The 23436-nt window shown below is 59.2% G+C and carries 27 protein-coding genes and 1 pseudogene; 19 read left to right on the forward strand and 9 right to left on the reverse strand.

What is annotated here, in order from left to right:
- Window positions 1-96: 96 nt before the first annotated feature.
- The 7 genes from ASC37_RS10185 (at window position 97) to ASC37_RS10225 (ending at window position 6252) form a co-directional block, all read left to right on the forward strand.
- Complete coding sequence (locus ASC37_RS10185) at window positions 97-852, forward strand: PD-(D/E)XK nuclease-like domain-containing protein (RefSeq protein WP_082438465.1); 756 nt, start codon at window positions 97-99, stop codon at window positions 850-852.
- Between the two features lie 151 nt (window positions 853-1003).
- Window positions 1004-2047 carry a recombinase RecT gene (locus tag ASC37_RS10190; RefSeq protein WP_055424268.1) on the forward strand — a complete coding sequence of 348 codons (1044 nt, stop codon included), beginning with the start codon at window positions 1004-1006 and terminating at the stop codon, window positions 2045-2047.
- A gap of 238 nt (window positions 2048-2285) precedes the next feature.
- Complete coding sequence (locus ASC37_RS10195; protein ID WP_055424269.1) at window positions 2286-2948, forward strand: hypothetical protein; 663 nt, start codon at window positions 2286-2288, stop codon at window positions 2946-2948.
- A gap of 92 nt (window positions 2949-3040) precedes the next feature.
- Complete coding sequence (locus ASC37_RS10200) at window positions 3041-3433, forward strand: single-stranded DNA-binding protein (RefSeq protein ID WP_055424270.1); 393 nt, start codon at window positions 3041-3043, stop codon at window positions 3431-3433.
- 242 nt (window positions 3434-3675) lie between these two features.
- Complete coding sequence (locus ASC37_RS10210) at window positions 3676-3930, forward strand: hypothetical protein (RefSeq protein WP_055424272.1); 255 nt, start codon at window positions 3676-3678, stop codon at window positions 3928-3930.
- A gap of 138 nt (window positions 3931-4068) precedes the next feature.
- Window positions 4069-5142, forward strand: a complete 1074-nt coding sequence (locus ASC37_RS10215) for a DUF7146 domain-containing protein (protein ID WP_072247994.1) — start codon at window positions 4069-4071, stop codon at window positions 5140-5142.
- Window positions 5143-5910: 768 nt separating this feature from the next.
- Window positions 5911-6252 carry a type II toxin-antitoxin system PemK/MazF family toxin gene (locus ASC37_RS10225; RefSeq protein ID WP_157287469.1) on the forward strand — a complete coding sequence of 114 codons (342 nt, stop codon included), beginning with the start codon at window positions 5911-5913 and terminating at the stop codon, window positions 6250-6252.
- Here ASC37_RS10225 and ASC37_RS10230 read toward each other — a convergent pair.
- Complete coding sequence (locus ASC37_RS10230) at window positions 6249-6695, reverse strand: hypothetical protein (RefSeq protein WP_055424276.1); 447 nt, start codon at window positions 6693-6695, stop codon at window positions 6249-6251. The two genes, ASC37_RS10225 and ASC37_RS10230, sit on opposite strands and share 4 nt — an antisense overlap.
- Before the next feature lie 209 nt (window positions 6696-6904).
- On the opposite strand from ASC37_RS10230, the pseudogene ASC37_RS10235 reads away from it, so the two are divergent.
- Window positions 6905-7809 (forward strand): annotated as a pseudogene (locus ASC37_RS10235) (ribonucleoside-diphosphate reductase, adenosylcobalamin-dependent); the annotation flags it as partial.
- Between the two features lie 267 nt (window positions 7810-8076).
- Complete coding sequence (locus ASC37_RS10240) at window positions 8077-10014, forward strand: hypothetical protein (RefSeq protein ID WP_082438468.1); 1938 nt, start codon at window positions 8077-8079, stop codon at window positions 10012-10014.
- 254 nt (window positions 10015-10268) lie between these two features.
- Here ASC37_RS10240 and ASC37_RS11770 read toward each other — a convergent pair whose 3' ends face one another.
- A complete protein-coding gene (locus ASC37_RS11770; protein ID WP_141654671.1) occupies window positions 10269-10622 on the reverse strand; it encodes a hypothetical protein in 354 nt (117 codons plus the stop codon).
- Between the two features lie 101 nt (window positions 10623-10723).
- Between ASC37_RS11770 and ASC37_RS10250 the strand changes: the two genes are divergently transcribed.
- From ASC37_RS10250 to ASC37_RS10280, 7 genes are all read left to right on the forward strand, one after another.
- A complete protein-coding gene (locus ASC37_RS10250; protein ID WP_055424280.1) occupies window positions 10724-11575 on the forward strand; it encodes an ArdC-like ssDNA-binding domain-containing protein in 852 nt (283 codons plus the stop codon).
- Entirely contained in the window at window positions 11568-12032 is a 465-nt protein-coding gene (locus tag ASC37_RS10255; protein ID WP_141054926.1) for a hypothetical protein, read from the forward strand. Before ASC37_RS10250 ends, ASC37_RS10255 begins: the two co-directional genes overlap by 8 nt.
- Window positions 12029-12697: a hypothetical protein gene (locus ASC37_RS10260; RefSeq protein WP_141654672.1), complete on the forward strand. Its 669-nt coding sequence runs from the start codon at window positions 12029-12031 to the stop codon at window positions 12695-12697. The genes ASC37_RS10255 and ASC37_RS10260 overlap by 4 nt, the downstream gene beginning before the upstream one ends.
- Window positions 12698-13232: 535 nt before the next feature.
- Entirely contained in the window at window positions 13233-13475 is a 243-nt protein-coding gene (locus tag ASC37_RS10265; RefSeq protein WP_055424283.1) for a hypothetical protein, read from the forward strand.
- Window positions 13476-13959: 484 nt separating this feature from the next.
- Window positions 13960-14370, forward strand: a complete 411-nt coding sequence (locus ASC37_RS10270; protein WP_141654673.1) for a hypothetical protein — start codon at window positions 13960-13962, stop codon at window positions 14368-14370.
- On the forward strand, window positions 14361-14951 hold the full coding sequence (locus ASC37_RS10275; protein ID WP_055424285.1) for a DNA-binding protein: 591 nt from the start codon (window positions 14361-14363) through the stop codon (window positions 14949-14951). Before ASC37_RS10270 ends, ASC37_RS10275 begins: the two co-directional genes overlap by 10 nt.
- A complete protein-coding gene (locus ASC37_RS10280) occupies window positions 14926-15165 on the forward strand; it encodes a hypothetical protein (protein WP_055424286.1) in 240 nt (79 codons plus the stop codon). The genes ASC37_RS10275 and ASC37_RS10280 overlap by 26 nt, the downstream gene beginning before the upstream one ends.
- A 58-nt stretch (window positions 15166-15223) precedes the next feature.
- Here the strand turns inward: ASC37_RS10280 and ASC37_RS10285 are convergent, their stop codons facing one another.
- The 6 genes from ASC37_RS10285 to ASC37_RS10310 form a co-directional block, all read right to left on the reverse strand.
- Window positions 15224-15454 carry a WGR domain-containing protein gene (locus tag ASC37_RS10285; protein WP_055424287.1) on the reverse strand — a complete coding sequence of 77 codons (231 nt, stop codon included), beginning with the start codon at window positions 15452-15454 and terminating at the stop codon, window positions 15224-15226.
- Window positions 15444-15866, reverse strand: a complete 423-nt coding sequence (locus tag ASC37_RS10290; RefSeq protein ID WP_055424288.1) for a VRR-NUC domain-containing protein — start codon at window positions 15864-15866, stop codon at window positions 15444-15446. The genes ASC37_RS10285 and ASC37_RS10290 overlap by 11 nt, the downstream gene beginning before the upstream one ends.
- Window positions 15863-16513: a uracil-DNA glycosylase gene (locus ASC37_RS10295; RefSeq protein ID WP_055424289.1), complete on the reverse strand. Its 651-nt coding sequence runs from the start codon at window positions 16511-16513 to the stop codon at window positions 15863-15865. The genes ASC37_RS10290 and ASC37_RS10295 overlap by 4 nt, the downstream gene beginning before the upstream one ends.
- On the reverse strand, window positions 16476-18353 hold the full coding sequence (locus tag ASC37_RS10300; protein ID WP_055424290.1) for a tyrosine-type recombinase/integrase: 1878 nt from the start codon (window positions 18351-18353) through the stop codon (window positions 16476-16478). The genes ASC37_RS10295 and ASC37_RS10300 overlap by 38 nt, the downstream gene beginning before the upstream one ends.
- 247 nt (window positions 18354-18600) lie before the next feature.
- Window positions 18601-19575, reverse strand: coding sequence for a ParM/StbA family protein (locus ASC37_RS10305; protein WP_072247997.1), 975 nt, complete (start codon window positions 19573-19575; stop codon window positions 18601-18603).
- A gap of 75 nt (window positions 19576-19650) precedes the next feature.
- Complete coding sequence (locus ASC37_RS10310) at window positions 19651-20874, reverse strand: RNA-guided endonuclease InsQ/TnpB family protein (RefSeq protein WP_055424291.1); 1224 nt, start codon at window positions 20872-20874, stop codon at window positions 19651-19653.
- A gap of 964 nt (window positions 20875-21838) precedes the next feature.
- Here ASC37_RS10310 and mobI point away from each other — a divergent pair.
- From mobI to relB, 3 genes are read left to right on the forward strand one after another with little or no spacing between them, the layout of a single operon-like run.
- Complete coding sequence (gene mobI, locus ASC37_RS10315) at window positions 21839-22300, forward strand: conjugative transfer protein MobI(A/C) (protein WP_055424292.1); 462 nt, start codon at window positions 21839-21841, stop codon at window positions 22298-22300.
- A gap of 47 nt (window positions 22301-22347) precedes the next feature.
- The gene (locus ASC37_RS10320; protein ID WP_198289083.1) at window positions 22348-22776 is read left to right on the forward strand and encodes a hypothetical protein; all 429 of its coding nucleotides are present in this window, start codon (window positions 22348-22350) and stop codon (window positions 22774-22776) included.
- A gap of 43 nt (window positions 22777-22819) precedes the next feature.
- Window positions 22820-23044: a type II toxin-antitoxin system RelB family antitoxin gene (gene relB / locus ASC37_RS10325; RefSeq protein ID WP_055424293.1), complete on the forward strand. Its 225-nt coding sequence runs from the start codon at window positions 22820-22822 to the stop codon at window positions 23042-23044.
- A 66-nt stretch (window positions 23045-23110) separates the two neighbouring features.
- On the opposite strand, the gene tnpA is transcribed toward relB, so the two are convergent.
- On the reverse strand, window positions 23111-23436 hold a 326-nt coding region (gene tnpA, locus ASC37_RS10330; protein ID WP_055424295.1), incomplete at its 5' end, for an IS200/IS605 family transposase.

Below are 23436 nucleotides of genomic sequence, written 5' to 3' on the forward strand. Positions count from 1 at the left end.
AAAAGGAGCTTTGCAGAGGCTTGAGCCGTATGCGGGGAAACTCGCACGTACGGTTCTTAGGGGGCGGGGCGGCAGTAATGCCGTCCTGCTACCCGACTGCGTTCGCCAGCCCATTACCAGCAGTATGTGAGCAACCCGCCATCGCCAACACCGGCGATGCAGTTCGGTTCGGCGTTCCATGCGGCACTGCTCGAACCCGAGCTGTTTGGTCAAAACTTCATTGTGGCACCGAAGTTCGACCGACGCACGAAGGAAGGCAAAGCCGCCGCCGAGGCATGGGAAGCGGAAAATGCGGGGAAAACCACTTTGGTCGATGACCAAATGACTGCCATCGAGCAGATGGTCGTCAGTGTTCGATCCCATCAGGGTGCAGCCAAGCTGTTGGCGAACGGCATGGCGGAGATGTCCGGTTTCTGGACTGATCCAGACACCGGCATTGAATGCAAGTGTCGTCCTGATTGGTTGGCCGTAATGGAGGATAACCCAGGCCGGATCGCGGCAATCGTAGACGTCAAGACGTGCCGCGATGCCAGTGCTGACGGGTTTTCACGCGCCATCGCCACGTTCGGCTATGACGTACAGGCAGCGTTTTACCAGGATGGGCTCAAGGCCCTAACCGGTAGGAGCATCCCCTTCTATTTCATAGCGGTAGAAACGGAACCGCCTTTTGCGGTTGCCGCCTACAAGGCGAGCGACGAGATGATCGAGGTCGGCCGGGCCAAGTATCGCGCAGCTCTTCAGCTTCTGAAGTGGTGCCGCGAGAACGAAAGTTGGCCTGGCTACCAGCCTGGCGGGGAGATCGAGACGATCAACCTACCGCGCTGGGCAGCCAACTTTGATCTCGGCGAGTGAGCGTGGGACGGTAGCGCCCCGATGAACTTCGATCGGGGCGACGGCAGCAAGTAGCAGTCAATTTTTTCAACCGGCGGGAAACGCCATGTCTCCCGTCGGGGGCCATGGTGTGACCGCCTTTTCTTTGTTAGTTAAAAGAAGGAGATCTACCATGGCACTCCAAACTCTCAAAAATATCAATCGTAACAATCAGGTAGAAGTCAAAAGTTTTCCGGCGATGCTGGAAAAATTCAAGGGGGAAATAGCTCGGGCATTGCCCAAGCATATCAACCCCGACCGGATGGCGCGGATCGCCTTGACGGCATTCCGCATGACGCCGAAGTTGGCCGAATGCGACCCCCGGTCGATCTTCGCAGCGGTTATCCAGGCTTCGCAATTAGGCCTGGAGGTCGGACTGATGGGTGAGGCGTACCTGGTCCCCTTCGGAGATCAGTGCCAACTCATCCCAGGCTACACCGGGTTGATGAAGCTCGCTAGACAGAGCGGCCTCGTGCAGGACATCTACGCCCACGAGGTGCGTGTGAACGACAAGTTCACGCTCAAGCTCGGAATGGAGCGGAGTTTGGAGCACGAGCCGCTCACTGGGCTCGGCGGCTTCCCTGCTTCCGATGAGGAGCGGGGTGAGGTTGTCGGGTTTTACGCTGTTGCTGTGTTCAAGGATGGCTCCCGTACCTTCGTGGCGATGAGCCGCAAGGAAGTCGAGAAGATCCGTGACAACAGTAAAGGCTACCAGGCAGCCAAGCGGTACAAGAAGGAATCCGTTTGGGATTCCGACTTCGTGGCAATGGGGCTAAAGACGGTGATCCGGCGGCTGTGCAAGTTCCTGCCGAAATCCCCGGAGCTGGCAACGGCTTTGGCGATGGATGCGGCTTCAGAGCAAGGAAAAGCGCAGAACTTGAATCTGGACGATGTCATCGAGGGTAACTACACCCCGGTGATAATCGACGATGATCAAGTTCCTGAAGAGAAGGAGCAGCGTGAAAGCCCCCCAGGTCAAGGGAACGAGGGCACGGCCTTCGTTGCCGAGCCAAATGCCAAGCTCGCGACAGCGATCAAGGCTATGGAAAAGGCCCCATCGAAAGAAGCTTTGGACGAAATTTACATCCGTCTTGAGGCCGACTTCGAGGGAACCGATCTGGAGGTGCTGATGCGCGAATATCGTCGCATCAAGGCCAACATCGGTAGCCTGATCTAAGCAATACCCCCGCGCTTCGGTGCGGGGTTTTCCGGAGCGCATTCTTCGGAGTGCGCCGCGGAAAACCAGATTTCTCGTTCTGGCGTAAGCCAGGAGAAAAGAAGGTAGCTGGCCTTCGAAAAAAAGCAGCATTGAGGCGGCAGACGGGCGACCGGCTGTCATTCAGAAACCCCGCCGGGGACGCATGTTCCCGGCAAGGGAAGAAGCGTCTTCGGCTGGCTATTTCTAGGAGGCGAAGATGTTCTTCGAGAAGAAAGTTGACCTGCGCTCCAAGCGAGCGATGGTGGATTTCCTTTGTGGTCACTACAGGTATTACACGATGAACTCGTGGAACCGGACGACCAGCTACGCGAACAGGATCAAGATTCCATACCTTGGCTTGACACGCGAGCAGGCTAATCGGGCCTACGACATTCTCGATACCGACTACTGGGATGAGCTTCAGTTCGTCATCGACGACTTCACGTCGGAGATGGATGGGAACTACACGATCGGGGTCAATGGCCGCTCGGGTGGTTACTTGGTGCTGTACAGGGGTGAGTATTACGACCCTGGGTACAAGAGCCAGTGCCGCGCCTGCGGGCAACTGAACTACCAAGCCGTCAGCGGCGAGGTTGGTCAGTGCGGTCGTTGCAGAAAGACGGAGCGCGTCAACCTGGCGCGTCCGCTCCGATGGCATCGCGCCACTGGCAGAGGCATCGATGATGACCTGGATGCCGACGACCTGATGGATCTCTCGGTGTCTGCGCTACGCGACAAGGTTGAACTGGTATGCCGGTTCGACCGCGCATGCGACGAGATTCGGAGCGCATTCATCGACCTCATCGATAACTGCAAAGTTGTCGAGGAAACGGTGATGGTGCCGAAGACTGTTCGACGTATCGTCTGCGCTGCTGCGTAGGTTCTTCTCAACCCGGCGGGAAACGCCATGTCTCCCGCCAGGGGGCATGGTGCGACCGCTTTTTCCGTCTCATGACAGAAAGGAGTTCCACCATGTTGAATAAAGTCCAACTGATCGGTTTTCTGGGCGCGGCCCCAGAGGTTCGTTATACCCAGGAACAAGAAGCCGTCACCCGCGTGCGAATCGCCACCAGCGAAACCTGGAAGAAGAACGGCGAGAAGCACGAAAAGACGGAGTGGCACAACGTCGTGTTCTTCGGGAAGCTCGCTGAAATCGTCGGCGAACACCTGAAGAAAGGCTCCCTGGTGTATGTCGAGGGCCGCCTCCAGACCCGTTCCTGGGAGAAGGACGGCGAGACCCGGTACACCACGGAAATCGTCGCCGAGAGCATGAAGATGCTCCCGGGCGGCAAGAAGGATGATCCGGATGCGTCCAAGCAGACGCAGAAGGGGAAATCCAAGCCGCATGACGATGGGCCGTTCTGATGGAGGTGGGCAATGGAAATCGTAACCGTTGTCCTGCCTGCGTCGTGGGCCTCGGCCTTGGTCAACAACGATTGGTCTGGTCTGGAGTATGACGATCCAGACGGCGCTGCCAAGGCGAAAGCTTGGCAGATGGAGTCCGGGTTGTCCGTGCTCTCGTGCGGTGAAGAACCGTTCGTGCATAGATTCGAGGGTCTGCTGACCACGTGCCTTGAGTACCAATGCACCCCGGTTGGGGGGAAGCCATGAGCAATGGATTTCCTCCAAGCCCGGCAGATTTCGAGGCGGCGCTTCGCAAGGTCGAAATCGGCCTTGCTACCGCCAAGGAAGCTGATGTCATCCGCCAATACGTAGGCGACATGGAGGAAGGCATGAACTACCTCCATGATCGGCTTCGCGAGACCCGCGAAATACTGATGCGCGAACGTGCATCCAGTGATCGCTTGCAGCGAGCATTGGACGAGGCGTTCAACTCAGGGTCGGGGGCATACATTCCTTGATCAAGACCAACCCCAGCCGGGGAGCTTCTCCCTGGCTGGGGGGCTCCTCGTGCTGGTTTCTTTCAACCCCGTCGCGGGGCATCCAAGAGTGCCTTGCAGGGGTACTCCTGGATGTCTCGCGACAGAAAGGAGGAAACCATGAAAGCCGAGGAAGTAAAACATTTGGCGCAATGGCGTTGGGAAGAAATCATTAGGGCGCTTGCGCCCCATCTGACACCAGCGCTGGAACGCAAAGGTCGTCATGTTCCATGCCCGGTGCATGGTGGCAGGGACGGCTACCGTGTATTCAAAGACGTCGAGGAAACCGGCGGGAGCGTCTGCAACACCTGCGGCGTTTTCCCCGACGGGTTTGCCACGCTCATGTGGGCAAACGGTTGGAATTTTTCAACCGCCCTCAGGGCGGTAGCCGAGTACCTGCATGCGGGCAGTGTAAAACCTGTAACCAGGATTGCGCAACAGGAGCGTGCGGACCGCAAGGACGACGAGAAGTTGCGTTTCTCGCTTAATCGGGTATGGAGGGAGTCGATCTCGATCTCGGATCGCGACGCCGAGCCGGCCAGGCTCTATCTGGCCCGGCGCGGAATATCGATCCTACCGCCCGAATCTCTCCGGTTTCATCCGTCGCTGGCGTACTACGACGGCGACAAGAAGATCGGGGAATATCCAGCCATCATCGCCATGGTGTCTGGAGCTCAAGGCAATCCGGTAACGATTCACCGGACGTACCTGACGCAGGATGGCAAGAAGGCGCCTGTCGATTCGCCCAAAAAGCTGATGAGCTATCCGAAGGATCGAAAGATCATCGGTGGAGCGATTCGGCTGGTCGATCCGGGTCCGGTACTCGCAATCGCCGAAGGGCTGGAAACGGCCCTCGCGGTCATGGAAGGAACGGGACTTCCGGTGTGGAGTGCGGTCAACGCACTCCTGCTGGAGAACTTCGTTCCCCCAGCCGGAGTGAACCGGGTTATAGTCTTCGCCGACAAGGATCGACCGACAGAACAGCACCCAAAAGGACATGGACAGGAAGCTGCGAAGCGACTGGTCCAACGCCTATGGAAGGCTGGGGTCAAGGCAAGCGCCATCGTCCCGGCAGGGGAGATTCCGCCAGGCCATAAGTCTCTGGACTGGCTTGATATCCTCAACCGAGACGGACGTGACGGCTTCCCTGCCGTCCAATCCATCGATGCGCATCTGATGCGCCGCATTGCTTGAGGGGATGATGCCATGTATGGGATTGTCCACTTCAGCCGGATCGACACCGAACCAGGGGCAGCCTCGGCGTTCGCGCCGCCTTTGGGCTTCGATGGCGACTATCGCGAATACATACGGGAACGTTGGAAGCTGGATCCCGGTGTCCGCCAGCATGTGGCAGTCGTAGGAAGGATGCTCGTCAGGGAGGAACAGGTCGTGTTTTGCGGACGTTTTGCCGAAGAGGCAAGGCGAATCGCGGAATCGATCTGGTAGCAACAACAGCAGGACCCCGCCGTAAGGCGGGGCTTTTCGGAGCGCATCGAACGGTACGCTGCGAAAAGCCGGGTTTCTTCCTGTCGGAATATTCCGATGGGTGGATGGTCCTAGCTGGGGACCTGAAACAAACAGCACTGTGCGACGTGATGTCGCGTAAGTGATTGTTCTGCAAGGGATAATCACACTTAGAGCCCACACGGGACGAAGATGCCCGTATGGGCATCCAAACCCAAGGCTTAGGTGCGCCTTGACAGAACCGACCGTTCAAGGTGGTAAGTGAACTGCCGGCTCCTGTCAAAAGGAGCTTTGCAGAGGCTTGAGCCGTATGCGGGGAAACTCGCACGTACGGTTCTTAGGGGGCGGGGCGGCAGTAATGCCGTCCTGCTACCCGGCGAGCGTGGCATGGCGGTAGCAATACAATCATGCCGTAAATCACAACCCTCGCGGGGAGCCCTTTCCCGTGAGGGGCGTCTCCGCGACCGACGCCGGACGGCTTCCGGTTTGGAGACGATCGTGAAAGAAGGCGATATTATTTTGGCCCCGTTTCGTTTTTCCGAAACGGAGGAAAGAAAGCTGCGGCCATGTCTTGTTCTTAAAGTGGCTGCTGTATGGCTCGAAATAGCGTTCATTTCGAGCCAAAAGGTGGCGAAGGCCTTCGCCACCGAGGTCGTCATCGGGGAGGACGAAGCAAAACTGGTCGGACTAAAAAAGACCAGCAGGATTGACTTCGCCAAGAGGGACAAAATCCCCATCTGCGAGGTCAAGAGGCAGGTCGGGAATATCCGCAGCCTCCCCAAGAGGCGGCTGCGGGAGTGCTACGAAGCCGCGAAAGCCGCCGGGATTCTCGATGACTAGTCGAGGAAGTTGTCGGCGGCAGCCTCGGGCGAGGTTTCCTTGAGGAACCGCGCCTTGAGGCGGCGTTTCTCGTCCGGATCGGATGCGGCCCGAATCGCGGCCTGCTGTTCTTTGCTGAGGAAGCGAAACAGCAGGTCGTTTTCGAGGCTGTCGTCGTCATCGTGCGGGAGAGGCACCCTATTTGAGACCCGCTCCCGCACCCGGTCGAGAAAAGCAGGGTCGGTATGGAGGTATGTAATTCCTCCGACCTTGACGCCGTTGCGCTTGAACTCAAGCGCTTCGAGCATCTCTTCGTCTGCGGCGAGACGCTCCCAGGCCTGGTTGATCGCGTAGGCAGCCGCTTTGTTCTGGGACACCCCGAGAAATTCGGCGATGTCCTTGAGGCGCTGATGCGTGGTCTCGAAGCGTGAGACGGTATTGCTAAATCGGACGATGAGGTTCATAACGATCTCCTAGAGTAGTATCACATTGATACTATACAGGAGGATTTTGAAACAATCAACCCCAGCCGGGGAGATGCCCCGGTCGGGGCTCTCCTTTGCGCTGGGTGTTTGTTCAACGCCCCTCGACAGGGCCTTCCATAGCGCCTGGTCGCGGGCGTTACGGCAGGCCCTGTCAGGGGTAACTGTCAACCAGCACGAAGGAGAAAGCAATGAAGATGAAAAATCTGAGACTTGGCGCCCAACCGGCGCTGCAAAGCGTCTCTTACGAGACGCTTATGACCAAATACGGTCGAGGCGAACGCTCGCCAGAAGAAATCCTGGATCGCGTGGCGCGCGGGCTTGCCTGCAACGAATCGGACCAGGAGAAGTGGGGCGTCATCTTCCGGAATGCGCTGGAGTATGTCATCCTGGGCGGTCGAATCAACGCGACCGCCGGGGTTGAAGGCGTGAACACGACGATGGTGAACTGCTTCGTGCAACCCATCGCTGATTCCGTCTTCGATCCGGTGGATGGTGTGCCGGGCATCATGGAGGCGGCGCGCCAAGCGGCGCAGACGATGCGACTGGGTGGTGGGGTCGGATACGACTTCAGCCCCATCCGGCCGAAAGGGGCATGGATCAAAAAAACCAAGTCCCTTGCGTCCGGGCCGATCTCGTACATGGAGATTTTCAACTCCATGTGCTCGACGGTGATCTCCGCAGGCAGCCGGCGCGGCGCTCAGATGGGCATCCTGCGCTGCGATCACCCGGACATCGAGGACTTCATCGTGTGCAAGCGCGTCGATGATCCGAACATGCCGTGGGATCGCCGCCCGTTCAGGAACTTCAACCTGTCGGTCGGGGTCACGGATGCGCTGATGAAAGCTGTCGAAGCCGATGGCGAGTTCGAGCTGGTCCATGTGGCCGAGCCAGGACCCGACATCAAGGCGCGAGGGGCTTACCGGCGCGAGGACGGGAAGTGGGTGTACCGCAAGGTGCGCGCCCGCGACCTGTACGACAAGATCATCCGCGCGACCTACGAGCGCGCGGAGCCTGGGGTGGTGTTCCTGGATCGGATCAACCGGGACAACAACCTCCGGTATATCGAGACCATTGCGGCGACCAATCCGTATGCATGCGGCCTGCCGGCGGAATCCGGCATGGAAAAACCCGCTCTGATCGACTCGGAAGCCCAGGCGTGGGCGACGAGGGGCAAGCAGGCGAATGCCGTGCAGCCCGAACGACTGAGCGAGCGGGCGTCCACCTTGGACGGTGCAACAGTCTGAACTCCCGTATGACGCGACAGGAGAAGCGGGAGAGGAAACCTGAAGCGGTTTCCCGCCAGCCCGACGGCTGGTCGGTAGGCGAAGGCCGAAAGTAACAGAATGGTGGGGAGCAGCCTCTGCCTCCCTATGGTTGCTGCGATCTGGGGCACGTGAATCTGACCAAGCTCGTGCGTGAGCCTTTCACGCCGAAGGCCTGGTTCGATTTCGACAAGCTCGAAGAAGTGGTTCCGGTACTTGTCCGCATGCTGGACAACGTGCTCGATCTCACGCCTTGGCCGCTGCCGGAGCAGAAGCGCGAGGCGCAAGCCAAGCGCCGCATCGGTATCGGCATCACCGGTCTCGGTGACGCGCTCATCATGCTGGGCCTGAAATACAGCTCGGCGGAGGGGCGTGAGTTCGCGAGGCAAGTCATGGAGCGGATACGCGACGTGGCTTACCTGGCGTCGGTGGAGCTGGCGAAAGAACGCGGGGCATTCTCCCTGTTCGACGCCGAGAAGTACCTGGAGGAGGGCACGTTTGCGAGCCGCCTGCCTGCGGACATCATGCAGGAGATATGGAAGCACGGCATCCGCAACAGCCACCTTCTGAGCTTGGCTCCAACCGGCACGGGGTCGCTGACCTTCGGCAACAACTGCTCAAGCGGTTGCGAGCCGGTCTTCGACTTCGTACAAAAACGCCGCATCCGTCAAGCAGACGGATCGTGGCAGGAAGTGGAGCTGGTGGACTATGCCCACCTCGTCTATCGCGAGATGGGCGGGGACACCGGCAACCTGCCGGAATACTTCGAGTCGGTGGCGACCCTGAAAGCGGATGACCATATCAGGATGCTGGAGGTCCTGGCGCCGTATGTCGATGCGGCGATCTCGAAGACGGTCAACGTGCCCGTTGACTACCCATTCGAGGATTTCAAGGACCTCTATCGACGGGCGTGGGAATCCGGTCTGAAGGGTCTGACCACCTATCGGCCGAACGATGAGATCGGCGCCGTGCTGATTTCGTCGTCGGATGCCAGGAAACAGACGGAAGACCTGGACGAGTCTGATCCTGATCGGCGTCTCAAGCTCGCAGTAGTGCCGGAAACGGTGCTCAAGAGCATGCGCTGGTTGGATCGCCCGCACATGGTGGACGGCAACCCGTCCCACACCTACATGGTGGAGTCGCCGGAAGGCGATTTCGCCGTGCAGATCGGACACTTCGTCAATGGCGACGTGCACCCGTTCGAGGTATGGGTCAATGGTTCCGAATGCCCGCGCGGGCTTGGGGCCATCGCGAAGACGCTTTCGGCTGACATGCGGTCTTATGATCGCGGCTGGCTGAAGCTCAAGCTCGAAGCCTTGCAGAAATGCAGGGGCGAGCCATTCGAAATGCCCATGCCCCCGGACGGAAAAACCAAAACCATGCCAGGCGCGGTTGCCGCGCTGACGTGGCTGGTTGCCTATCATTGCGCCAAGATTGGATGGTTCGACAAAGAGGGTGACAACACCCTCACGTCGGCCATGATGTTCCGCAAGGAACCCAAGACGGGCACGGGCGGCACGTTGTCCTGGACGGTGGATGTCAGGAACCCGGCAATGGGGGATGACTTTGTGCTGTTCGTCAAGGAACTGGAGATGCCTGATGGCACCCGCCGACCGTACTCGGTCTGGCTTGCCGGAGAATATCCCAAGACCTTCGACGGGCTATGCAAGCTGCTGTCCATCGACATGCGTATCGTCGATCCGGCGTGGATCGGGATGAAGCTGCGGAAACTGCTGACCTACAAGGAACCACAAGGTGATTTTCTCGCCAAGGTTCCGGGCAGCGAGAAGCAGCAAAACTTCTCGTCCACGGTCGCGTACATCGCGCGACTGCTGCTGCATCGGTATGCGCAACTCGGCATCCTCGACGAGGAGGGCCGGGTGAGCGGCAGCGAGGAGCCGGAGGCCTTCGCCGACGAAACCACGACGCATCGGGTGGTCGGCCGCGAGTGTCCTGAGTGCGGCGTCAAGGCCGTGATCAAGTACAACGGCTGCGACAAGTGCAAGAACTGCGGTTACACCGGCTCGTGCGGGTGATCCGCGTTACCCCTGCGCCGCAAGGCGTGGGGGATTTTCAAAGGAACGCGAGGCGTTCCTTCGAAAATCCTCTGCATTCCGTAACGGATGCGGGATTGGCGGTAGCTGGCCGCCCAAAACAAGCAGCATCGAGGCGGCGTTCGGACAACCGAGCGCCATTCAGAAACCCCGCCGGGGCACAGTTCCCGGCAGGGGACAAGTGCCCAGGCATCGCCGAAAGGAGAGCGTTAAAAGCCGCATCAGTGACGAGGATCTCAGGAGGGATCTGCGTCGCCTGGCGCGGATGATCGAAGAGGAACTTGTGGCTCGGAAGTTTCGAGTCTGAAGTTTTTGCGTCGTCCTCTTGCCAGGATATCGGAAGCATTACCGCTTCCACTGAAGACGGCAAGTACGGCGGCGGCCTCGTAGTTCGTCTTGGCCTTGTGTTCGACTCTCGTCAACGCAAGGTCAAAGGCTTCCGCTCGCGGCAGTTGGAAAGACTCACAGAGTTGATCGAACTCGTCGTGATCGAAAACCCACGGCTGGTTGAACAGGAGATATTTTTTGCGCTCCAGTTCTTCCTTGCCGCCATTGATGACCGTGAAGGGTGGTTTGCGTGACTCGTTCATGCGGCCAGTATAGCACGGTTGTTTTTCAAACCCCTGGCGGGGACACCCTCTGTCCCCCTAGGGGCATGGTGTCTCCGCCTTTTGTTTTCAAGGAGAGTGCCGTGCAAAGCAAAAGCATAAAAACTCGCCCGGATTGGGCAAAAATGTTCACCGAACTTCTCTCTGAACCGGGGAGACTCGGCGAACATTACAAATTTTTCCACCGATACAGTCTGGGTAACCAGGCATTGGCGGTGAGTCAGATGGTTGACCGGGGCATCCCGATTGGCCCGATATCAAGTTTCAACGGATGGAAGCGTCTTGGGCGGCGGGTGAAGAAGGGCGAAAAAGCCATCGCCCTTTGGATGCCGATTGTAAAAAAAGAGCTCATCCGAAAGGATGATGGCACAGAAGAAGAAGCAACCAAGCTGTTCTTTGTCATGAAGAACAACTGGTTCGCCCTTGCACAGACCGAGCCGACCGATCCGGAAAACCCCGGCACCGTGTCTACTCCGGAAACCCCGGAGTGGGATCGGAGGATGGCCCTGGAAAACCTTGGAATCACCGAAGTGCCGTTCGACCATGTCGACGGCAATTGCCAAGGTTTTGCTCGGCCAAACAAAGGCGAGATTGCCATCAACCCGCTGGCGGCGCTGCCGTGGAAGACCACCTTCCACGAACTGGCGCACTGCTTGCTGCACAGCAAGCAGGCAGAGTCTGCTTTCATCGACGATGGCGTCGTCGACATCACCATTGAGGAAGCGGAGGCGGAGTCCGTGGCTTTCCTCTGCTGCGCAACCCTGGGATTGCCCGGTCTCGAAGAAGCCCGAGGCTACGTCCAGGCATGGCTGGGCTCGTCGGCAAAAGCCGAAGAGTTCGCCAAGAAGAGCGCGGCCAGGGTGTTCTCTGCGGCGGACAAGATCCTCAAGGCCGGCACCAATGCCTCGAAAGAGGGGGAGGTGGGCAATGAGTGATCGCATCAAACTTGTCCCCAGTGGCCGTTTTATCACGGACCAAGAAGGAAGAAAGGTCTGTGAGATGATGTGGCCGGGAAGTCCTTCCGAGCAGGAAGAAATCAAGCGGCGCATCGTTGCTGCTTACAATGCCTGTCGGTGGGATCATCAACCTGAGGCGCGGAACGTAAATTCGGTATGGTTCATCGATGACAACGTTCCGGGTGCAAACTTAGGCTACCGTGCCATCATCGACGAAGACGGGTATGTCGTGTGCAGCCCGTCCCCGATGGGTGAGGCCAATGCGCGTCTCATCGCCGCGGCGCCGGATCTGCTCGAGGCGTTACAAGACTGCATTGAGCAAATCGCTCAAATGCAGCCGCTCTTCGACGACGAGGACGGCGCAATCAGAGCCGCCTTGGATAAAGCACAAAGGGCTGTTGACAAGGCGACGGTGGGCTCTGAAAGGGGGCAATGATGGACGGCATCAGGGTTCAAGCTGAGCGCTGGGAGGCGTTGGCCGCTGCCAACTCCTGCCATCTTGCGATCGGACACAAGGGAAACAAACCAGTTCCTGTCCGGGTGGCCGAATACGGCGGATTCCTTTACACGGTCTTTGCAACCATTACGGGACCGTACGGAGGTGCCGTGCCACCGCATGTCGAAGCGTACAGGCTCGTTCCGCCGTCGCTGTACGCCGGGGAAACGACTCTGGTGTACCATGACGAGAAGGCGATCCAATCCGGTCGCCGCAAACGTGGCGACAAGACGGGATTGATCGTGGCGGTAAATGGCAAGACGATGGTATGCGCGCAGGTGGTCCGTTTCGTCTTGGATCTGCCTGGCACGCGCCCGCTACCGCTTGCCGAAGCGAAGGACTACGATGCACGCCACCGTAGGTCTGGTTGGCGAGCGTTGTGGTTTGCGGGCAAAGAGCCGGAGTGGTTCTCGCTACGCGGTCACCCCGTGGCCGTGTACCGGGATCACGCTACGCTCGGCACAAATCATGCCGTGCTGATATGGAGGGCAAGCGGAGAAATTCGCGAGCTATCCATCGACGGCAGGATTGTTCTGTCGCCGCCAGAAGAAGAGTTTCAAACTGCGCCTTCGAGTGTCGAAGAAGGTCAGCTTGTGCTCTTCTAATCATCGCTGAAGCCCCAGTCCTCACAAGAGGAACTGGGGCTTTTTTATTTTGGGCAAGTCTTTCCACAGACTCTGCGGATAACCGTGTCAGCAGAGTGTCCCAAGCCTGCATTTGCGTAGGCTTAAGTTGGTATGCCTAGATATCGATCGCTCTGCGTGCAGAGCGAAGGTGCCGTGATTCATGATAACTGCTATTATCATGAATGCGATTTTTTGCGTGTAAATCGGTCCTCCCAAGATATGGACAATAAAACCCTAAAGATAACAATTGCTTGCGTCTGGGTTTGCTGTTATAGTGGCAGCGGCAGATGGCTGGAGCCAACTCTCGTATTACAGTCAGAGACGAGCACGGTCATCGAGACGGCTCGGGGCAGGAAGAAAACCGTGCGCACCTTCGCGTACGTTTTTGAGAGCAGCAGTTTCGTGGCTTAAGCCTCTGCCGGACAAGCTGCGCTTGCCGGAAACGTGTCGATACGGCTCTAGGTGAAGTTAATCGTGCGCGTGGTTGCGAACTTTCTTGACAGCGAGAAAAGAGATGGGACTACTGACTCGACAGCAAGCGGCCGATCTGATGGATGTCCCTGTTTCATGGGTCGATGCGTTTTTACAGTTTGGCTCGCTAGAACGCTACGAAGGACCGAACGGAGAGACTCTGGTCGATGCCGACGAGATCCTGTTGAAACGTTTTGCGGCAACCCGACATGAAGAGGTTTCCCTTGCTCACGTCCGCAGCATGCTGAAAAAGTTTGGCTTGGACAGCCCGGCATCAAGCAGTTAGCGCTCAACATCTCCGGCTCGATGGCCGGAGATTCCTGCCACCACTTCAAGCGCGGCATTCTGCCGCCCCAGAGTCGCTTCGCCGGTTCCTGCACCGATCGCGGCCGCTACTCGTACACCACAAGCGCCTTCCTTGCCCGGCAGAGCCAGTCGCGCCGGCCATCCCGCATCCGTGCCGACAGAAGCACAGCCTGCCGCACCTTCTCTACACTCCACTCCATCGTCCCAGCGACACGGCGCACAGTAAACCGCCAGTGCACTGTTAGTAGTAAACGGCGACTGGTTACCGCTACGAAGCCATCCAGTAAACCGCGAGCGTACCGCTAGCAACCGACGCGCGACCATTCTCTCTGAGTGACCATCAGCGAGTGCACTTCTAGCGAACTGTCTGTGCTGCGCAACGCGCGGAGACGAAACCGGCTTGCATTAGGCCGCATAATGTTGTATGTTGTAATTGTATCATAGCACTACACAAAGGTTCTTGTATGAAGGAAATGTTCCTGCTCATGCGCGAGACCATCGTGCGGGCTTTCGAGATCGCGACGTTTCGGTCTGTAGGGTCCGATCTTCCGGAATCGAAGGGCTTTGCCACGTGGTCAGCCGCCTTGTCAGCCGCATTCGTGGCTGGCGAGCAACTGGCGCGCGGCCACGGCATCGTCGGCATGCTCATCGCTCCGGCCGCCTGGCTGTTCGTGGTTTGGACGGCCTCGCGGGTAGGCCGGAAGATCGACTATCGCATCGCATCAGCCTTGCTATTGGGGTCGCTTCCTGTGTGCGCCGTTCTGATCCTGGTCGCTGGCAGCGATCTGTGGGAGTGGGCGGCGGCCGCATGGGGTGCTTTCGTGATGCTCAACGTGCTTGCGCGGCAGCATAAGGAGTGGTCGCCATGGCGCTGACCAGGGACGACATTTGGGCGGTCGCCGATCGGCTCGACGCGGAAGGGAAGGCGCCGACCCTGGCAGCCGTTCGTAAAGCGCTTGGTAGCGGAAGTTTCACGACGATCTCCGAAGCCATGCGCGAGTGGCATCAGCGACGAAAGGAGAAGGCGGACAAGGCGCAGGAAGCCGGCCCAGTACCACCAGACCTGGACGAGACCGTTCGCCGCTTCGCTCAGGAAGTGTGGGCGAAAGCGACGGAGATCGCCAAGGCGGAAGTGTTGAGGCTAACGAGCGAATACACCGAAGCGAAGAAAGAATGGGATCGTGAACGGCAGGAATTGGAGGCGGTGGCAGAAGACCTGTTGGCAGCGCTGGATGAATTGCAGGCCAAGTCAAAGGAAGACCAGGAGGCGTTTGCCGACATGGCACGCCGACTCGTCGAGACCGAAGCCCATGTGATCACTCTCAAGGAGCAGGCGAGGGAGAATGAGGCGCGTATCGAAGAGCTTCGCCGCGAGAATGATCGCTTGCATGCGCTACTGCGTCGGGCATTGCAGCAAGATGGAGGCACCGATGAAAACCAAAATCAACAGCCTTGAACAAGCCCTTGCCCTGATCGATCGCTTCGAGAATGGCAAGGACGTGCGCCTAGTGCCTGGGCTAACAAGCAATGGCCTGGGTATCAAGGTGTGCTACGGCGACCCGAGCCGTCGTTTGAGCGAAGGCGAAAAGGATCTGCTAAAGGCGAACAAGTGGTGGCTTCTGCTCGCCCTATGGGCGCGCCAGGCCGACGCGGCCAATGATCAACGCTGAGACGGAAATATTTCTGCATGTGTCTATATGCTGAAGTAGGTGGTATCGTTTGCGACGATCAGGGCGAGGCGGCACTGTTCGCCGGCGCATAACCGTGCCTTTCCCGTACGCGCACGATCCGGCGCATTTCTTTCAGCGCCTCCTGTTCGCGCTCGAACACCTGGCGTTTCATCCCACCCCGCCGGTTGTGGAGGCCGTACCAGCGCCGATACAGCACGAAGGACCCGAACAGGTCGCGTTCCAGCCATATGGTGTAGCCTCGCTTTCCCGTCCGGTATTCAAGTCGCATCGATCGCTCTCAAGTAATCCACCACCACATCGGCGAAGTCTTCGAACTCTCGCACGACGTGGGTCTTCCATCCTTGGGAAGCCAGCATCTCAAGCCACGCGCTTTGCGACGGCCTGAGCTTCCCGGTAGCCGATTTCAGCTCGACCGCCAGCCCGATCCAAGGGCCGCTGCGCACCGGAAGGATAAAGTCCGGCATGCCTGGCACGACACCCATGGCCTTGAGCTTGCCCGCTTCCCCCTTCGGGCGCTTGCCGCCGTTTGGGATGTGCGTCATCCAGGCCAGCGTTGGGTAGCGTGCCTTGGCTAGAGAAAGCCATTGCGCGCAGGCCCGGTGCAGGACTTCTTCAGACACCAGCAGGCCATGCCTGGAACCGATTGCGCGCTTTCTCAGCCTGCTCAAGCTAGCGTTCATGCAAGCTTCTCTTTCCGGAGCAACGCCACCGCCCGGGCGACCTGTTCCGCGCCGATCTCGGACCATATTTTCCCGCCAGGACATTTCCTGTTCCACGCTATGCCGGAAGTGTGCGGCATGGGAACGGCGAAGACGCCGTCCAGCATGCCATGCAGCAATCGGATCGCGTGTCGCAGGGTCGGGTGCGCATCCTTGGCAAGCAGCACAGTGGACTTCCTGGATCGCTCGATGTGCCAGTACAGCGGCCCAGGGCCGAGAAACACTTCTGTCGCAGTAGCGCCGACCAGCAACAGAACCTTGGGGCGGGTCCTGAGCAGGAAAGCCGACAGCCAGAGTAGGCAGTTGTCGATCTCGTGCCTGGACGGCCTGCGGTTGTCTTCCGGGCGGCACCGGACGATGTTGGCCACGCCGTAGTCTCGGTTGCGCTCCAGGCCATGCTGTACCAGCAGGGCGTCGAGCGTGCGGCCGGCCTGCCCGACGAATCCTTCTCCGATTTCATCTTCTTCGGCACCAGGCGCCTCGCCGATGGCGAGCAGGCGATCCGGCGGGCATGGCGTCGGGAAGACGATCTGGGTGCGGCTTGCGACAAGCCCGGGGCACAGCCTGCACTCAGGCTCTCGATTCGATTTCAGTCCACAGTCGTTCATCGTCCGTCTCCGTGTAGATGCTGGTGGTCGCCAAGCTGGCGTGCCCTAGAAGCTTTTGCACCAGATTCACTGGCACCCCGCTCGATGCAAGATGCGCACCGCACGTATGCCGCAGCCAATGAACGCTGGCTCGGCGGAATGCCTTGGCTTCCTGGTCTTTGCCATCCGCCGCCAAGCTTTCCGCGGCCTGATGGAATACCGTCCGCAGCGTCTTGTACAAGGCGCTTCCCGTCACCGGCTCCTGGCTTCCAAGCCGGGAAATCAAAGGTGTCTCGGGCGGATTGGCGAGCGGGTCGGGATCGAGGCCGCGGTGTGCAAGGTATTCCCGGAGGCGATTCATGACCCGGTTGGACAAGGGTACGGCCCGCCACTTGCCGCCCTTGCCCAGCACCTTGAGCATCCAGCGCACGCCCAGTCCCTCCTTGAGCGGCATCGTGTAAAGCCGCCCGATGCTCGCATCCACCAGTTCCGATAGACGCAGGCCAGTGGCCTGGGCGAAGGGCAACACGAATCGCAGCCGGGATGTCGCATCGTCCGCAGGCAAAGTGTCAAGGAACGTCATCAGGTAGTCCCATTGGCCGGTCGAGAACACCCGCGTCAATTCCACGTCATTGGGCGTGTCCGTGCGTGCGGCCGGCTTCCGGCCCACGGCGTCCCAAGGATTGAAAATACAATACTGGACACGAACCATCCACTCGAACATGCTCGACAGGATCGTCAACGCCTGCCGGACACTCGCGGCGGACAGAGGGCCGTCGAATGGTCGCCAGTTCGGGCTGAAACGGTGTGTGTTTCGCTTGCCGATCCATTCGCTTTGAGGAATCCGAAAGGGCCACTGCTCAGGGTTCGTCCGTCCAAGACTGGACAGCCAGTCCCGATAGAGTGCGCAGTCATCGACGGTGAGATCTGAGAGTGCCTTGCCGCGCTCGATCACGGCCCAGAGAAGGAGCCGTTCGGCTTCCTTGCGGTAGGCTCTTGATGTGTGCGGGCTGCCCGATTTCGTGGCAAGCCAGGACTCGATGGCCTTTTGGTCGTTGTCCGCCCGAATGCGGGGGGAGCCTGGATGTCTGTTGGACCCGGTTTCGCCAGACAACATCTGCGGTGCCGCGAATGCCTCGATGGGTACGATGGCGGTTTCCCGAGGTCGCGCTCGAACCAACGATGGTGCATGTTGGCTGCGGATGGGTGTCATCGCATGTTCTGGCAACGCCCCCAAGGCCGACTCATATCCTTGCAGCCAGGCGACGATCCGGGAGGCTCCCTTTTCGCCCAATTTCGGTACCGTGACCCACCAGCGATAGCCGCGATCCCGGATTCGCTCCATCAAGGCTCCGATGGTCGGGATGCCGGCAAGAACGAGCCGATTCGCCACCTGCTTGTCGAACCAGGCGGATACCGGATCGGCAGGATTTGGATCGGTGACAAGCAGGTCTTCGATCCAGACGAGGGCTGCGAGTTGACGTTCGATCAAGCGCTGGCGCTGACGGCCTCGCTTGTCGCGGGCTTCGGGAAACGTTTCGAGATAGAGCTGGATCAGCTCCTCCTCATCGTAGAAGCCGTCAGGATCGTGTTCGGCGCGGAAGTCCTCCAATGAGGGAATGGCATGCGCTTTCTGAATGGGTTCGGCTGCCAAGTGCAAGCGCAGTAAGCGGGCTTCGCCGCGCCGGCCATGGCGCAGGGCAGCCTGGCTCAGAGTATCCCGCAACCAGGTGAGCGTAGATTTGGCGCGCCGCAAGTCGAGCCCTGTCTCGAGATAGCGGTCGGCCAGATCCCTGAGATCGAGGCCCTGCAACCACCCACGATAGAAAGCGAGGTGATGTCGACCGATCTTTTTGGTCACACCTCATCCCCTAGCGACTTTGCGAAACGCAGCGCTCGACTCGAGGCCTGCGCATCCTGTTGTGCAACTCCTGTCTTGGTAGGTTGGTCGATGGCCGGCTTACCGGAGATTCCACCGCTAATGGCAGCGATCCCGAGCGTTGCGAGCGTTCGGACACGCTCGGCCCGCAGTCTGGCCGGAACGTCCTTCAATGCCGCAAAAAGCTCAGGACTGGCCTGGGTTACGGTAAGAACGATCCGAATGCCGCTCACAAAGCCGCCCCCATCAACCAGAATCCACGAGCGTTGGAGAACACCGGATCCGCCGGCGTAACTACGGACAGCCGTGGAAAGGCGGCCTGCACCGCGTCGCGGAAGAACATGGCACCACCCCCAACGAGGACCACGAGGTCGACCATCGTGCTTTCCGTGCGCAGCGACTTCTGGATGGATTCGACGACGACCGGGCCGACCGTCTTCGTGGCCTGCTCGATGTAGGGGGCTATCTCGACGCGCTGACCGAGCACCAGAACGGTCGGTTTGCCTGAGCGGATGGCGTTTTCGAGAGTCTCAGTATTGACCGCCGTGCCGTGATCCTTGGCAATCAGCCTGGAGGCCTCTTCGAGGACGACCGATGAGGCATTGAGGCTGGTGCCGGAGGATTGACGGTGCAGATCCTTGTGGGCGATGACCACCCAATCGACCGAGAAGAAGCCGGGATCGACCACGAGAACCCGTGCATCCTCTATATCGGCATCTTCTTGAGCGATGTAATCGAGGAGTCCGCCGATGGGCTGCGGGATGACCTTGACCCTCTCGACCGTGACGGTGCGCTTGGCGGTAACTTGATGCGTTCCCAGCATGTACTCGGCTAGGGCTTTTCTGCGGTTTTCGTCCAAGTATTGTGTCACCGGAAGCCCGGTGACGAGCATGTCGATCCTGTCCATCTCCGAAAGGAGAAGGCCGGCGTAAAACAACGCCTTGTAAGAGACGCTGGAAGGATAGTCCGCGTGCAGGGAACGGCTCCACATTTCAGCGCGATCCGGTGAGACCCCCGCAACGAACTCTTGCCCGTCTACCAGGACGTGCAGGAAGTCTTCGTGCGCCTTTCCATCGAAGCGCGACCCAAAGCGATCGGCGGGCGCCGCGCCCGAAGGGCGTAAGTATGTTCTTGGAGATTCGCCTTTATGGCCAAAGGCGAGTTTCAGGTTGGAGTACCCGATGTCGATACCGATGATATTCAAGTCAACCTCCTGTGAACCGTGAGTAAACAATTTTGACATCCTCCTCCGCCTAAAGTCGGAGGATTCCTACGGCGCTCAGGTGCGGCATTGAGCCGCCCTTGAGGCGCTTCGGTGGGTTCCTGCTGCTGGCGGCATTACCGCACCGCTCACTTCACAGGCGCAACGGGCGTGTCCCGCCCTGAGAATGTTGATCGCGCCGACCAGATCGGCGTTTTCCTCGAAGCCGCATTCGACGCACAGAAACCGGGCCTGCGTCTGGCGGTTGTCCGCCGACACATGGCCGCAGCATGGGCAGGTGCGGCTCGTATTCTGTGGCGGCACGGTGATGAGATGCCCGCCACGCCATGCCAATTTGTAATCCAGTTGGCGGCGGAATTCGAACCAGCCTTGATCGAGGATGGATTTGTTCAGGCCCGACTTGGCCCGAACGTTTCTTCCCGGCGCCTCCGCCGTGCCAGCCGCCGACTTGGACATGTTCCGCACCCGCAGGTCCTCGATACACACCATCGCGTGGTTTTTGCTGATCGCGGTCGAGGTCTTGTGCAGGTAGTCGCGGCGGGCGTTGGCGATGCGCGCGTGGATGCGCAGTACCTTGGCCTTGGCTTTCTTCCAGTTATTGCTGAACTTCTTCTTGCGGCTCATCGCCTGCTGAGCCTTGCGCAATGCCTCTTCGTGCCGCCTGAAACTGTTGAGCGGCGCATAGACAGTGCCGTCCGAGAGCGTGGCAAAGCGCACCACGCCAAGGTCGATACCCACTGCCGTAGTAGCCTGCGGCACGGGCTGCTCCACTTCCCGCTCGGTCTGGATGGAGACAAACCACCTGCCGCAATACTGGCTTACGGTGACGTTCTTCACCGTGCCCAGCACCTCGCGGCTTTTGCGGTAGCGCAGCCAGCCGAGCTTGGGCAGAAAGATGCGGCTGTTGCCCTGATCGAGCTTGATCTGTTTAGGGTCGGGGTAGCGGAAGCTGTCGCTCTGCCCTTTCTTCTTGAAGCGCGGGAAGCCTGCCCGCTTGGCGAAGAAGTTTGTGTAGGCTCGTTCCAAATCCTTGAGCGCCTGCTGTAGCGGGTGCACAGGCGCATCCTTGAGCCACGGCGTTTCAGATCCGTTGCGCCATGCAGTGAGTTCCTTGGCCAGCTCGGTGTATCCAAGCTTCTTCTCGCCCTGCGTGTAGCGTTCCTTCTGTAACGCCAACGCCTTGTTGAACACGAACCTGCACGCCCCGGCGAAGCGGCGCATCTGCCGTTCCTGTTCGCCGGTTGGCATCAGAGCGAATTTGAAAGCCTGGAAACGTTGCATTCTAGAAACCCTACTCTTCATGAACAGCAAAGACAAGTACGCCAACGGCGTCCGCGCTATCCTTCCCCGGCCTGAAGGCCGAGGCTTGCCGCGCACCGGGTCAATCAACTTCCAGATAACCGCTAGTAGCACCGGCATGATCGTCCGGCGAGCGAGTACCGCTAGCATACCACTTGAGAACATATCAGACGTTCCGGTGAAAACCCGACCGAAAAGAGCAACAAAACGCCTTGTTTAGCGACATAAACCTTGTAGGTGTCGAGTTACAGTTGTGCGCTGCAATGCCTTTCCAGTCTGCAAAGGAAACGCTTCGCGATGTCCACATGGCAAGGCTGCAAGGACAAGGGGGGCCGCAATCCTTTCCAGTCTGCAAAGGAAACGAAGCGCCATGCCTTAGATTTAAAGGAACGAAAAATGGCGACCTCGCAGGGGCGAACCGATCGCCTGGCAATCGACCGGTGGCAGCAAGGCCGCAATGCCTTTCCAGTCTGCAAAGGAAACGCTTCGCGATGTCCACATGGCAAGGCTGCAAGGACAAGGGGGGCCGCAATCCTTTCCAGTCTGCAAAGGAAACGAAGCGCCATGCCTTAGATTTAAAGGAACGAAAAATGGCGACCTCGCAGGGACGAACCGATCGCCTGGCAATCGACCGGTGGCAGCAAGGCCGCAATGCCTCTACAGTCTGTAAAGGAAACGCTTCGCGATGTCCACATGGCAAGGCTGCAAGGACAAGGGGGCCGCAATGCCTTTCCAGTCTGCAAAGGAAACGCTTCGCGATGTCCACATGGCAAGGCTGCAAGGACAAGGGGGGCCGCAATCCTTTCCAGTCTGCAAAGGAAACGAAGCGCCATGCCTTAGATTTAAAGGAATTCTGCCAGCGTTAGGAAGAACCGGCATGGCGAGATGGTTTTCTATATAAGGCATGGCGTTTTGCTGCCTCTTTATTAAACATAAGGAAAGCGCGATGAACGAAACGAAGAAGGAAAACGACCTGGAAGAGATCAAGGCCGCCCTGGAAAGGCACATGGAAAGCCTGTACAAACGGGCACTGGCTGTGGTGAACGAGTACTACGATTTCAAGGAGGAGATGAACGAGAAGATGGACTGGCCGAAGAAAAGCTCTCTCAAGCCCAGAGTCCGCCAGCGAGGGCTATCGATAGCGGCAGAGTGGTACGACAAGCGCTGGTACGGTTCCAAGGCGAAGGGAACGCGCAGGGCGTTTACGACGTACATCGCCAAGCCGAAAGCCTCGCATGGCTACACTCTGAGCAAACTGCTGGAATATGCCCAGGACTGGGAGAAGGACAAGGTGGCCGAAACTGAGACCGCCTTGGCGGCGATCCGGTACGAGGCGAGTTGCGTCATGAAGGCCCTGTCCTATCTGAACATGGCCGCCAAGAAAAGCCTGATTGACACCAGGTTGTGACGGTTGACCTACGCCCGCTGCATCAAGGTCAGGAATACCGACAACGCTTGCCCCGCTGGCCGCGTTTTCCGGGCCGTGGCGGGCCGTTTACGCCCACTCTGGCGGGCAAGGCCGAGCAGCAAGCCGCCGACTTGGCCGACCAGGCGCAGCGCATCGAGCGCGAGCAACAGGCCGCCGAATCGGCGCGGGTGGAGCTGGCCACGGCCCGCCTCAAGATCGAGGCACAGGCCGAACGGCAGACCGAGCAGGCCGCCGAGATCGAGCGCCTACGCGCCGCGCTGGCCGATGCGCAGCAGGGCCGCACCGCCGCCGAACAGCAGGCCGCCGTGCTGGCCGCCAAACTGGAGGCATGCGCTGAACGGGTGGCCCGTGCAGAGGCCCGCGTCGAGCAGATCGAGCAGCAGGCCGCCGAGGCGCGCGAGCAGGCCAAGGCGCAGAAGATCGAGCGGGATAACTCACCCAGCGTTTCGCGGTAGTTGTGCTATACTTGTATAGCGTTTTCAGAACAGGAGCCGAAACATGCTTGCAATCCGACTGCCCGCCGAAGTGGAAGCCCGCCTTGAAGCACTGGCACAGGCCACCGGGCGCACCAAGACTTTCTATGCCCGCGAAGCCATCCTTGAGCACTTGGACGACCTCGAAGATTTGTACCTTGCAGAGCAACGCCTGATCGACGTTCGCGCAGGCCGCAGCCGCACCTACACGCTAGACGAAGTGGAGCGCGATCTTGGCTTGGCGGATTGAGTTCGACGACAAGGCCAAGAAGGACTTGGCCGCGCTGGACAAGACCGTTGCCAAGCGCATCACCGCTTATCGTCTCTTGGTGACATGCTCGGAACGCTCGATGTAGCGGCGGATGGTCTCGGCGCTGACGTTGCCCGCTGTGCCAACGTAGTACGACGGCGACCACAGATGGCCGCCCCACAGCCGCTTCTTCAGCGCCGGGAACATCTGGAACAGACGGCGAGCCGTGACACCCTTGAGCACCTTGACGGCATCGGCTACGGCAATGGCAGGCGGGATGCTGACAAACAGGTGGATGTGATCCGGCTGAATCTCCTTGGAGATCACCGGCCAGCCCCGCTCCATGCAAATCGCGTCCAGCATTGCCCCCGTTTCCTCAGCAACCGTTCCGG

Source organism: Tepidiphilus thermophilus (assembly GCF_001418245.1).
Taxonomy (GTDB): Bacteria; Pseudomonadota; Gammaproteobacteria; order Burkholderiales; family Rhodocyclaceae; genus Tepidiphilus; species Tepidiphilus succinatimandens.